A 12515-nucleotide genomic window follows, 5' to 3' on the forward strand; every position below is an offset into this window, starting at 1 on the left:
GCCATGGCGGACCACTGGTTCGATGACGCGGCGGGACCCGTGGTGCGGCCGTACGCGATGACCCGCGGCCGCACCCGCAGCGGCGGCACGGACACGCAGCTGGACCTCATCGCCCTCGTCATCGTCGACGACGGTGGCGGGGCGGAGCCGGACGCGGTGTCCGCCGCCGAGGACGCGCTCCTCTCCGACCACTCCTTCGTCCCCGAGCACCACGACATCGTCGCGCTCTGCCGCTCGCCGCTGTCGGTGGCGGAAGTGGCGGCCGAGCTCGACCTTCCCGTGGGGGTGGTACGCGTGCTGATCGGCGATCTGCTGGAGGCCGCACTGGTACGCGTCACCCGCCCCGTTCCTCCGGCGGAACTGCCGGACGAGAGCATCCTCAGAGAGGTGATCAATGGTCTTCGGGCGCTCTGAGCGGCGCGGCAGCAAGGCCCCCGCCGAACCGGTCACACTGAAGATCCTGGTGGCCGGCGGCTTCGGCGTCGGCAAGACCACACTGGTGGGGGCGGTCAGCGAGATCAAACCGCTGCGCACCGAGGAACTGCTGACCGAGGCCAGCCGCCCCGTGGACAGCACCCGCGGCGTGGAGGCGAAGACCACCACGACCGTCGCCATGGACTTCGGCCGGATCACCATCAACGAAGAGCTGGTGCTGTACCTGTTCGGCACACCGGGCCAGGACCGGTTCTGGTTCCTGTGGGACGAACTGGCGACCGGTGCGCTGGGCGCCGTGGTGCTCGCCGACACCCGGCGGCTGGAGAACAGCTTCGCGGCCGTCGACTACTTCGAGCGCCGCGGCATTCCCTTCACGGTGGCGGTCAACTGCTTCGACGAAGCCGAGCGGTACCCCGTCGAGCACGTCCGCGAGGCCCTCGACCTGGACGGCGGGATACCGGTGCTGCTGTGCGACGCGCGGCAGCGCGAATCCGCGCGGGACGTCCTCGTCTCGGTGGTCCAGCACGCCATGCACCTCGCCACCCGGACGACAGCCGGCACCTGAGGGCGGAGTTCCGCCCGCTGTGCAGGTGCCCGCTGCGCGCTCCGTCTCCCGGCGTCTCCCGGCCCGGCGGTCTCCGTCGGACCCGGGCGCCGTCGCGGCTCTCGGACCGCGCGCTGTCCTGCGGCCGCTCGTGCCGTCTCCCGGGGCCCGCGCCGACCTCCCGGGCGGGGCCGCCGCGGCCCCGCCCGGGAGGGCCTCAGCCGGACTGCTCCCAGCCGAAGCTCCGCTCCACGGCCTTGTGCCAGTTCGCGTACTCCTTCTCGCGCTCCTCCTCGCCCATCGAGGGAGTCCATTCGGCGTCCCTCTTCCAGTGGGCGCGCAGCTCCTCCAGACCGGACCACACGCCGGTCGCCAGCCCCGCGGCGTACGCCGCGCCCAGGCAGGTCGTCTCGGCGATCACCGGCCGGATCACCGGCACGCCCAGCACATCCGCCTGGTGCTGCATCAGCAGGCTGTTGGCGGTCATGCCGCCGTCCACCTTCAGCGAGGTGATCTCCACACCGCTGTCCTGGTACATCGCGTCGACCACCTCGCGGGTCTGCCAGCTCGTGGCCTCCAGCACGGCCCGTGCCAGGTGCGCCTTGGTCACGTACCGGGTGAGCCCCGCGATGACACCGCGCGCGTCCGAACGCCAGTACGGCGCGAACAGGCCCGAGAAGGCGGGCACGATGTAGGCCCCGCCGTTGTCCTCGACACTGGCGGCCAGCGTCTCGATCTCCGCCGCGTCGTCGATGATGCCGAGCTGGTCGCGGAACCACTGCACCAGCGCGCCGGTGATCGCGATGGAGCCCTCCAGGCAGTAGACCGGAGCCTCGTCGCCCAGCCGGTAGCCCATCGTGGTCAGCAGCCCGTGCTTGCTGGGCACCGGCCGGTTGCCGGTGTTCAGCAGCAGGAAGGAACCGGTGCCGTAGGTGTTCTTGGCCTCGCCCACGCCGTAGCACGTCTGTCCGAAGACGGCCGCCTGCTGGTCGCCGAGCGCCGAGGCCACCGGCACCCCGGCCAGCTGACCGACGGCCGTGCCGTACACCTCCGAGGAGGACCTGATCTCCGGCAGCACGGCGGCGGGCACATCCATCGCCTCCAGCACCGAGGCGTCCCACTCCAGGGACTCCAGGTTCATCAGCATGGTGCGGGAGGCGTTGGTGACATCGGTGACGTGCCGTCCGCCGTCGACACCACCGGTCAGATTCCAGATCAGCCAGGAGTCCATGGTGCCGAAGGCGATCTCCCCGGCGACCGCGCGCTGCCGCAGTCCCGGCACGTTGTCCAGCAGCCAGGCGACCTTCGGCCCGGCGAAATAGCTGGCCAGCGGCAGCCCCGTCCGGTCCCGGAAGCGGTCCTGGCCCACCTCGCCGCCCAGCTCCGTGCAGAGTCCGGCGGTCCGGGTGTCCTGCCAGACGATGGCGTTGTGCACCGGCCTGCCCGTCGCGCGGTCCCACAGCACCGTCGTCTCGCGCTGGTTGGTGATGCCGATGGCGCTGAGCTGGTCGGCGCGCAGCCCCGCCCGCTCCAACGCGCCCCCGACCACGGCTTGGACCTTCGTCCAGATCTCGTCGGCGTCGTGTTCCACCCAGCCCGGCTTCGGGAAGATCTGGCGGTGCTCCTGCTGGTCGACGGCGACGATTCCGCCCTGCTGGTCGAAGACGATGCAGCGGCTGGAGGTGGTGCCCTGGTCGATGGCAGCGACGTACTTGTCCGTCATGTTTTGACGACCCCTCGATAGGTGCGTTCGGACGTCACGATCAGAATGCGGCCTCGCGGAGCGGTACGCCGCAGCCCCGCCGAGCAGAGCCCGCAGGCCCCGCCGATCGGCGGCTCCACCCGGCTGACGGCGGTGCCCGCGATGAGCGTGACGGCAGTGTTCAGCGCGGCTGAGGGGCAGTCAAGGCCGAGCGCAGGACCGCCTCGACGCGCCCCGTCTGCGACCCTCCTGTTGCGACTGTCACCACGGTGTCACCAGATCCTCACGTCCCCGCACGTCCCACCCCTCACGTGAACCGCTCCCGGGGATCTGGCGTCCAGACGAATCAGGAACGGTGGCACGGGACCGACGGGGGTGATCCCGAGCCACCGTTCCCCGATTCTCCGTTCCCTGGTAGAGGAGAGGGGCATGAGACGCATCCGCACCGCCCCTCGGGCCCCGCTCGCCGCAACCGCCGCTCTCCTCGCCCTCGCTGCCGCACCCGTCCCCGCAGCTCAGGCCGCATCCGGGCACGGCCATGAGCCCAAGGCGCCCGAGGAGTTCGTCGCCCTGCACGACGTGGCCCCGACCATCCGCCAGGACATCCGCTACTTCACCCGGCACAACTTCGTCGGAGAGCGCATCGACGGCTACCGCCGGCCGATGTGCCTCGTCACCCGGGACACCGGCCGGGCGCTCGCCCGAGCCCAGCGCTCCCTCCTGCGGCGCGGCTACACGCTCAAGGTCTACGACTGCTACCGCCCGCAGCGGGCCGTGGATCACTTCGTGCGCTGGGCCAAGGACCTGGACGACCAGCGGATGAAGCGCGAGTTCTACCCGCGCGTGGCCAAGAACCGGCTCTTCGAGGACGGCTACATCGCGGAGAAGTCCGGACACAGCCGCGGCAGCACCGTCGACATCACCGTCGCCGAACTGCCCTCCCGGCCCACCCGCCCCTACCACCCCGGAGAACCGCTGGTGCCGTGCTACGCGCCCCAGGAGGAACGGTTCCCCGACAACTCCGTCGACACCGGGACCGGCTTCGACTGCTTCGACACCCTCGCGCACACCGACGACCCCCGCGTCACCGCAAAGCAGCGCGCCAACCGGCTGCTGCTCAAGCGCACCCTGGAGCACGAGGGCTTCACCAACCTGCCGGAGGAGTGGTGGCACTTCACCCATGAACCGGAGACCTTCCCCGACACCTACTTCGACTTTCCCGTCTCCCGCCGCTCGCTGACCCCGCACCATCCGCACCACCCGCACCACTGAGGCCGCCGCCACCGGAGTCACCCGGCCGAAAGCGTCCGGGTGGCTCCGGTGGCCGTACCTTTGGCGCTAGGTTGAGGCGGCAGCCGGACACCGGACCCGCAGCAGCACCGCCGAGCAGGGGAGCCCACCATGACCGAACGGACGAAGGACCAACGGCCCGCGACGCAGATCGACACCACGGTCCCGCACTCCGCGCGCATCTGGAACTACCTCCTCGGCGGCAAGGACCACTACGCCGTCGACCGTGCCGCAGGCGACAAGGTCTGCGACGTCTTCCCCGGGATGGTCGACATCACCCGGCACTCGCGGGCCTTCATCGGCCGCGTCGTACGCCACCTCGCGGGAGAGGCGGGCATCCGCCAGTTCCTCGACATAGGCACCGGCCTGCCCACCGTCGACAACACCCACGAGATCGCCCAGCGGGTGGCACCGGAATCCCGGATCGTCTACGTCGACAACGACCCCCTCGTCCTCGCGCACGCCCAGGCCCTGCTCACCAGCACCCGCGAGGGCGCCACCAGCTACCTGCACGCCGACGTGCGCGAGCCGGCCACCATCCTCGCGGCCGCCGCCGAGACCCTCGACCTCGACCAGCCCGTCGGCCTGATGCTGATGGGCGTCCTGGGCCTGGTCCAGGACGAGGACGAGGCACGGGCCGTCACCCGCGAACTGCTGGACGCGCTGCCGCCCGGCAGCTACCTGGGCTACAACGACGGCAGCACCACCGACCCCGCCTACGTCGAGGCCATCCGCCGCTTCAACGCGGGCAGCGGAGCCGTGCCCTACACGCCGCGCACCCCCGAGCAGATGGCGGGCTTCTTCGAGGGACTGGAAGTACTGGAACCGGGCATCGTCTCCCTCCCGCACTGGCGTCCCGAGGCACTGCCGTTCGGCGAGCCGCCCCGTATCGCCTGCTACGGAGGAGTCGGACGCAAGCCGTGAGCCCACGGGCCCCGGCCCGGCCCGGCCCGGCCCAGTCCGGTACGCCCGCCGGGCCGGGGCGTGCCGGGCCGGCGCGTCGGCCGTTCGGTACGCCGGCCCGGGCTCATCCGGCTGACGAGCCCAGCGGGCGGCCCAGCCGTACGGCGTACTCCACCGCCGCACCGCCTTCCCCCTCCACCAGTACGGCCCCGCCCTGCCCGCCGCGCACCGTGAATCTCTCGGCGGCCGGGCGCCCCCCTCCGGCACCCGGATCGGGGATCAGCAGCCCGCCTCCGGTACGCCCCGGAACCGGCGGCCACACCTCCAGTTCCGTGCGCCCACCGGCACCCCGCACCGGTATCGCCGATCCCGCCCGTGCCAGCACCGGAAGCCCCGCCAACGGCGTCGGCAGCCGCACCGTCGCCGGGCCCTGGTGCCGGCGCCCGGTGCGCGTGTCGTACCACCGGCCCGGCGGCAACCGCACCGCACGCGTCCGCGCACCCGCCTCCAGCACTGGCGCGACCAGCAGCGCGTCCCCCAGCAGGAACGCGTCCTCGCAGTCGCGCAGCGCCCGGTCCCGGGGATGCTGCCACCAGACCGGTCGCACATAAGGGGTGCCCGTACGGTGCGCCAGCTGAGCCAGCGTCATCACATACGGCAGCAGCCGCTCCCGCTCCGCCAGCGCCGCGCGCACATGCCCCAGCAGCTCCTCACCCACCCCCCAGGGCGCCGCGGCCTCCCAGGACGCACCGGCGGCGCGTCCCGCCGTCCGGGTACGCAGCAGCGGCAGATACGCGGCCAACTGGAGCCGGCGCAGATACAGCTCCGGAGAGGGGCGGCCGGCCGGGGACGCCACGTCCGGCCCCGCGAAAGGCACTCCGCACAACCCCAGACCCAGCACCAGCGACAGCGTGGTCCGCAGCCCCTCCCACCCGGCCTCCGGCGCGGCGGTGCCGATGCCGCCGTAGCGCTGGCTCCCCGCCCACCCCGAACCCGCGAGCACGAACGGGCGCTCCTGGGGGCGCAGCTCCCGCATCCCGGCGCAGCCCGCCTTCGCCATCGCCAGCGCGTAGAGATTGTGCGCCTCCCGGTGGTCGCCGCCCCGGCCCTCCAGCGCGTGCCGGGCCGAGCGGGGCAGCGTCGCCTCGCCGAAGGCGCACAGCGACGCGGGCTCGTCACCGGTGTGCCAGACCGCGGTGAAGCCCTGCTCGACCCGTTCGGCGAACAGCGCGCCCCACCATTTGCGCGCCCGCCGGTCCGTGAAGTCGGGGAAGGCCGCATCCCCCCGGCGTGCACCGCCCAGCACCGTGCGGCCCGCCGCGTCCCGCACGAACACGTCCGCCGCGGTGCCGCTGTCGAACACCGGGCAGCCCGGCTCGGCCACCACCCCCGGCCGCACCACCGACACCAGCTCCACGCCGTCCCCCCGCAGCCGCGCCGCCGTCTCCGACCGCCCCGCCGCCGCGTCCCCGTCCGCCGAGCGGCCGGGGTTCCCGGAGGGAGCCGTGCCGCCGGGAGTCTCCGCGCCCGCCGCCTCCGGCGAGCGCTCCGGGCCCGCGGTGCGCCCGCCCCACCCGGTGCCGGAATCCAGCTGCAGCGCGCTCAGCGGCAGCCCGTGCGCGCGGTGGCCGTCCGCGAGCCGCCGCAGCTCGCGTTCCCCGGCCCGGCCCTGATGCACATGCTGGTGGCCCAACGCCCAGCGGGGCGGTACGGCGGGCGCCCCGGTCAGCGCCGCCCAGCCGTGCAGCACCCGGGAGGGGGCGCCCGCCACCACCCAGTACCGCATCGGCCCCCCGCTCATCCGTACCTCGCAGCGCGCCGGCCGATCGTGGCCAGATCCCCGCCCCTCGGCGCCCTCCCGTACCGCCACCCAGCCGTCCCAGGAGTTGTCGTGGAAGACGAGCAAGGTGCCCGCGTCGACCACACTCACCAGCACCGGCATGGCGACCGGCACCGGGCCCGCGCCCCGGCCGCGGGTGTCGGCGCCGCCGTTCCACAGCCGGTACGCACCCTCCCGCAGCCGCGGGCCCGCGCTCCTGCCGCCCAGCCCGAAGAAGCGCGCGTCGGCGGGCAGCTCCGAGCGCTGCATCCAGCGGGGACCGCCCGCTGCGGCCTCGTCCGACTCCCACCAGCGGGGCGGAAGGTCCCGGCGCAGCAGTGCTCCGCCCGGTGTGCGCACCTCCACCGCCCCGCGGCGCGAGACCGTCACCAGCATCCGCTCGGAGACCACCCGCCAGCCGCCGTCCTTGTCCGGCTCCAACCGCGCCCGCGGGTCGGCCTCCGGGCAGGGACCCGCCAGCGCGTACGACGGTTCGGGCTCCGCGCCGTCCCACCCGAGGAACACCGCCCCGCCCGCCGTCACCCGCACCTCCAGCGCCGACCGGGCGAAGCACACCCGGCCGCCGCCCGGACCCGCCTCCGCCCCCGCGGCCTCGCCCGGGGTGCGCGCCCGCTCCGCGCGCTGCCGCGGCAGCCCCGTCGCGTCGGCCCGCCGCCTGCGCCACGCCGCGCGCAGCGCCCGCGCCCCCCGACCCGCACCGAACACCCTCACCGACCGCCCCAGGCCCCGCCCGTCCATGCTGCTCAGCCTGCCACCGGCAACCGCCCACGTCAGGGCTGTTCAGTGGCCGTTCACCCGGTGGTCACCCTGCGCGCCGTGTGCTCCCCACACCGCACACAGCCGCACTGTGTGACACCCGCCCTGGCACAACGGATGACCACATGGCATCGTCCCGCGCGAAGGGACGCGACGACGCGTACAGGACGTCAGGGAGCCGCCACGCCATGACCGCAGCACACAGCGACAGGACCGCCCGGACCTCGCAGCCCGAGGCGCTCTGGCGGCCCGACCCCGGTGCCTTCCCCTCGGCCCGCCTCACCCGCTTCCAGGAGTGGGCGGCCCGGCACCACGGCGCACCGGAGCCCGATCCGAGCGACCCCGTCGCCTCGTACGCCGCACTGCACCGCTGGTCGACCGAGCACCTGGCCACCTTCTGGGGCGCCTTCGCCGACTGGTCCGGCGTCCGCTTCAGCACCCCGTACGAGACCGTCCTCGCCGACGCCGCCATGCCCGGAGCCGACTGGTTCCCCGGCGCCACGCTCAACTACGCCGAGCACGCGCTGCGCCCGGCGGAGGACCCCGAGCGCGCCGCCGGGCCCGCGCTGCTGCACGTCGACGAAGCGCACGAGCCCATCCCGGTCAGCTGGGCGCAACTGCGCTCCCAGGTCGCCTCGCTGGCCCAGGAACTGCGCCGGCTGGGCGTCCGCCCCGGCGACCGGATCAGCGGATATCTGCCCAACATCCCCGAGGCCGCGGTCGCTCTGCTGGCCACCGCCGCGGTCGGCGGCGTCTGGACCTCCTGCGCCCCCGACTTCGGCGCGCGCAGCGTCCTGGACCGCTTCCAGCAGGTCGAGCCCGTCGTGCTGATCACCGTCGACGGCTACCGCTACGGCGGCAAGGAGCACGACCGCCGTGCGACGGTCGCCGAACTCCGCTCCGCACTGCCCACCCTGCGCGCGGTCGTCCATGTGCCGCTGCTGGGCACCCCGGCCCCCGAGGGAGCGCTGGAGTGGGCAGACCTCACCTCCCTCGACGCCGAACCCCGCTACGAGCAGGTGCCCTTCGACCACCCGCTGTGGGTCCTCTACTCCTCCGGCACCACGGGACTGCCCAAGGCCATCGTCCAGTCCCAGGGCGGCATCCTGCTCGAACACCTCAAACAGCTCACCCTGCACAACGACATGGGACCCGGCGACCGCTTCTTCTGGTTCACCTCCACCGGCTGGATGATGTGGAACCTGCTGGTCTCCGGGCTCCTCACGGGTGCCACGGTCGTCACCTACGACGGCAGCCCCGGCTACCCCGACACGGCGGCCCAGTGGCGGGTCGCCGAGCGCACCGGTACGACGATCTACGGCACCTCGGCCGCCTACATCATGGCCTGCCGCAAGGCGGACGTGCACCCGGGCCGGGACTTCGACCTCTCCCGGGTCAAGTGCGTGGCCACCACCGGATCGCCGCTGCCGCCCGACGGCTTCCGCTGGATCCACGACGAGGTCGCCGCCGACATGTGGATCGCCTCGGTCAGCGGCGGTACCGACGTGTGCAGCTGCTTCGCCGGCGCCGTCCCCACGCTCCCCGTCCACACCGGAGAGCTGCAGGCCCCCTCCCTCGCCACCGATCTGGCCGCCTGGGACCCGCAGGGCAGGCCGCTGGTGGACGAGGTCGGCGAACTGGTCGTCACCCAGCCCATGCCCTCCATGCCCGTCCGGTTCTGGAACGACCCCGACGGTGCGCGCTACCACGACAGCTACTTCGACATGTACCCCGGAGTCTGGCGCCACGGCGACTGGATCACCCTCACCAGCCGCAACACGGTCGTCATCCACGGTCGCTCCGACTCCACCCTCAACCGCCAGGGCGTCCGGATGGGCTCGGCCGACATCTACGAGGCCGTCGAACGGCTCCCTGAGATCCGCGAGTCCCTCGTCATCGGGGTCGAACAGGCCGACGGCGGCTACTGGATGCCGCTCTTCGTCCACCTCGCGGAGGGCGCCGCCCTCGACGACGCGCTGCGGGACCGCGTCAAGCAGACCATCCGGCAGAGCCTCTCGCCCCGGCACGTGCCCGACGAGATCATCGAGATTCCCGCCGTCCCGCACACCCTCACGGGCAAGCGCCTGGAGGTCCCCGTCAAACGCCTCCTCCAGGGCACCGCCATGGAGAAGGCCGTCAACCCCGGCTCGGTCGACGACGCCGAACTGCTCCGCTTCTACGAGCAGCTCGGCCGCGAGCGCACCGTCTGACCGACCGCGCCCCCCACCGCCGCAGAAGGCCGGCCACGCGCGCGTGAGGGCCGCCCCGCATCAGCGGGACGGCCCTCCCACGCTCCTGCGGCCGACCGTTCCACGGCGGCCGCCCGGGTCACTCCCCGGACAGCACCGCCTGCGCCGCAGCCCGCGCGTCCGGACCGCTGTCCGCGGCCCGGGCCGCGGCGGCCGCACGCTCGCACTGCGCCAGCGTGTGCTTGGCCAGCTGCGCCCGCACGAACGGGATCGCCGACGCGCCCATCGACAGGCTGGTCACCCCGAGCCCGGTCAGCACGCACGCCAGCAGCGGATCCGAAGCGGCCTCCCCGCAGACCCCGCAGCTCTTGCCCTCCGCCTTCGCCGCCTCGGCCGAGACGGCCACCAGGTCCAGCAGCGCGGGCTGCCACGGATCCTGCAGCCGCGAGACCGCACCGACCTGCCGGTCGGCCGCGAACGTGTACTGCGCCAGATCGTTGGTGCCCAGCGAGAGGAACTCCACCTCCTGCAGCACCGAACGCGCCCGCAGCGCGGCGGAGGGGATCTCGACCATCGCGCCGAACTTCGCGCTCAGCCCGGCCTCCCGGCAGGCGTCGGCGAACGCCCGCGCGTCCGTCCGGTCCGCCACCATCGGCGCCATGACCTCCAGGTACACCGGCAGCCCCTCGGCCGCCTTCGCGAGGGCGCTGAGCTGCCCCCGCAGGACCTCCGGGTGGTCGAGAAGCGTGCGCAGCCCGCGCACCCCCAGAGCGGGGTTCGGCTCGTCGGCCGGCGTCAGGAAGCTCAGCGGTTTGTCGGCACCCGCGTCCAGCACCCGCACCACGACGCGCCCCTCCGGGAACGCCTCCAGCACCTGCCGGTACGCCTCGACCTGCTTGTCCTCGCCGGGCGCCTGCTCGCTGTCGTCCAGGAACAGGAACTCCGTACGGAACAGACCGACGCCCTCGGCCCCCGCCTCCACGGCGGCGGGCACGTCACCGGGGCCACCCACGTTCGCCAACAGCGGCACCTTGTGACCGTCCGAGGTGGCACCCGGGCCCGTGGCAGCATCCACGGCGGCCCTCCGGTCCTCGGCCGCGCGGGCCAACTCCTCCCGCTCCTCGGCGGTCGGATTCACCGCGATCTCACCGGTGCTGCCGTCCACCGCGACGACCGTGCCCTCGGCCAGCTCACCCGCGCCGGGGAGCGCCACCACGGCAGGCACGCCGAGCGCCCGCGCCAGAATCGCGCTGTGGCTGGTCGGGCCGCCCTCCTCGGTGACGAAGCCCAGCACCAGCGAGGTGTCCAGCAGCGCCGTGTCGGCGGGCGCCAGGTCCCGCGCGATCAGCACGTAGGGGCGGTCGCTGTCCGGCACCCCCGGCATGGGAACGCCCAGCAGCCTGGCGACGATACGGTTCCGCACGTCGTCCAGGTCCGCCACCCGCCCGGCCAGGTAGTCGCCCGCCTGGGCCAGCAGTGCGCGGTAGGCGGCGAACGCGTCGTACACCGCCCGCTCGGCCGTGCTCCCGACGGTGATCCGCCGCTCCACGTCGGACATCAGCTCGGGGTCCTGCGCCATCATGGCCTGGGCTTCCAGCACGGCCTGCGCCTCACCACCGGCGAGATGTCCCCGGGCGACCAGATCGGCGGCGACGGCCTCCACCGCCTGCCGCGCCCGCTGCTGCTCACGCGGCGCCTCATCGGCGGCGATCTGCTTGGCCGGGGGCTCCAGCACGGCCGTGCCCATGTGTCGCGCCTCGCCGATCGCCACCCCGTGGCTCACGCCCACGCCTCGAAGCGTTGTGTCCATCTCACCCGTCTCCGCTCGGCGGCGGCCTCGAGGCCACCGCAGTGGTTTCCACCCGGCCCGCGCACGCGCAGGGAAGGGACTTCCGACGACGCGTGGAGGTACGACACGACAGAAGGGGCCGGGCGCGTACGTCAGCTCCAGCCGAAGAGCGTCTGCCCGCGCTCGACGTCCCCGTCCTCCAGCACGTCCCCGAGAGCCTCCGCGGTGGCCTCGAGTGCGATGACCGGAGAGACGGGCGACTTGCCCTTCTCCGCCACGGCCGCCGGATCCCAGCGCACCACGGGCTGACCACGGGTGACCGTGTCCCCCTTGGCAGCCAGCAACTCGAAGCCCTCACCGTTGAGCTGCACGGTGTCGATCCCCAAGTGCGTCAGCACCCCGTGGCCCTCGGAGTCCACGACCACGAACGCGTGCGGATGCAGCGAGACGACGATCCCGTCGACGGGCGCCACGGCCTCCGTCCGCTCGCGCACGGGGTCCACGGCGGTACCGGGGCCCACCATCGCTCCGGAGAACACCGGATCCGGCACGGCGGCCAGGCCGATGGCGCGTCCGGTCAGCGGGGACGACACGGTGGTCATTGGGGGACCTCCCAGGGGCGGAGACTCGATCAGCCGCCGTCGCTACCTGTTCAGGACGGCGTACCGTTCAGAAGCGTAAGTCATAGGAACAACCGATTCCGCAAGAGGCGCGGCCGCCCCGTTACCCCCTGTCGTGCCTTGTCAGCAGCCTGTCGTGGACCGGTGCGTCACTGTCCCGACCGGTTGCGCTCGCGACCCGGGGCAGAACCGATTTGCCTCTGTCGCGCGGCCCACTGTACTGTCGTATGCCTGCCGGGCACCCAGGTGTCGGCAGCACTCCCAAATCCTCCTCGATTTCGGCCCGTTGGCCGTTGCGCCTCGACGCGGAGCGGTTCGGACCACTGAAAATCCGGTGGTAGGCTTGGGAAGAAGCGAAAGGGCAAACGTCCGGAGAAACCGGTGCTGCATCGTCAGAACCGATTGGTTTCGAAGGAAGCGTCCGTTCCTTGAGAACTCAACAGCGTG

Annotated in this window: 9 protein-coding genes; 5 read left to right on the forward strand and 4 right to left on the reverse strand. The window is 73.0% G+C overall.

The window, feature by feature from the left end:
• Positions 1–3 precede the first annotated feature (3 nt).
• Both ACFYNS_RS28755 and ACFYNS_RS28760 read left to right on the forward strand, forming a co-directional pair.
• The gene (locus ACFYNS_RS28755) at positions 4–414 is read left to right on the forward strand and encodes a DUF742 domain-containing protein (RefSeq protein ID WP_360300963.1); all 411 of its coding nucleotides are present in this window, start codon (positions 4–6) and stop codon (positions 412–414) included.
• The gene (locus ACFYNS_RS28760) at positions 395–1000 is read left to right on the forward strand and encodes an ATP/GTP-binding protein (RefSeq protein ID WP_360300961.1); all 606 of its coding nucleotides are present in this window, start codon (positions 395–397) and stop codon (positions 998–1000) included. The genes ACFYNS_RS28755 and ACFYNS_RS28760 overlap by 20 nt, the downstream gene beginning before the upstream one ends.
• A 196-nt stretch (positions 1001–1196) precedes the next feature.
• Here the strand turns inward: ACFYNS_RS28760 and glpK are convergent, their stop codons facing one another.
• Positions 1197–2702 carry a glycerol kinase GlpK gene (gene glpK / locus ACFYNS_RS28765; RefSeq protein WP_360300958.1) on the reverse strand — a complete coding sequence of 502 codons (1506 nt, stop codon included), beginning with the start codon at positions 2700–2702 and terminating at the stop codon, positions 1197–1199.
• Positions 2703–3110: 408 nt separating this feature from the next.
• Between glpK and ACFYNS_RS28770 the strand changes: the two genes are divergently transcribed.
• Entirely contained in the window at positions 3111–3953 is an 843-nt protein-coding gene (locus ACFYNS_RS28770; protein WP_360300956.1) for a M15 family metallopeptidase, read from the forward strand.
• Positions 3954–4082: 129 nt separating this feature from the next.
• Positions 4083–4895: an SAM-dependent methyltransferase gene (locus ACFYNS_RS28775; RefSeq protein ID WP_360300953.1), complete on the forward strand. Its 813-nt coding sequence runs from the start codon at positions 4083–4085 to the stop codon at positions 4893–4895.
• Between the two features lie 103 nt (positions 4896–4998).
• On the opposite strand, the gene ACFYNS_RS28780 is transcribed toward ACFYNS_RS28775, so the two are convergent.
• On the reverse strand, positions 4999–7452 hold the full coding sequence (locus ACFYNS_RS28780) for a glycoside hydrolase family 31 protein (RefSeq protein ID WP_388605714.1): 2454 nt from the start codon (positions 7450–7452) through the stop codon (positions 4999–5001).
• A 206-nt stretch (positions 7453–7658) separates the two neighbouring features.
• Between ACFYNS_RS28780 and ACFYNS_RS28785 the strand changes: the two genes are divergently transcribed.
• Complete coding sequence (locus ACFYNS_RS28785; RefSeq protein WP_388605715.1) at positions 7659–9680, forward strand: acetoacetate--CoA ligase; 2022 nt, start codon at positions 7659–7661, stop codon at positions 9678–9680.
• A gap of 118 nt (positions 9681–9798) precedes the next feature.
• Here ACFYNS_RS28785 and ptsP read toward each other — a convergent pair whose 3' ends face one another.
• On the reverse strand, positions 9799–11469 hold the full coding sequence (gene ptsP / locus ACFYNS_RS28790; RefSeq protein ID WP_388605717.1) for a phosphoenolpyruvate--protein phosphotransferase: 1671 nt from the start codon (positions 11467–11469) through the stop codon (positions 9799–9801).
• 131 nt (positions 11470–11600) lie between these two features.
• Positions 11601–12050: a PTS glucose transporter subunit IIA gene (locus tag ACFYNS_RS28795; protein WP_388605719.1), complete on the reverse strand. Its 450-nt coding sequence runs from the start codon at positions 12048–12050 to the stop codon at positions 11601–11603.
• Positions 12051–12515: the final 465 nt, after the last annotated feature.

This window comes from Streptomyces sp. NPDC006925 (assembly GCF_042869575.1).
Lineage (GTDB): Bacteria > Actinomycetota > Actinomycetes > Streptomycetales > Streptomycetaceae > Streptomyces.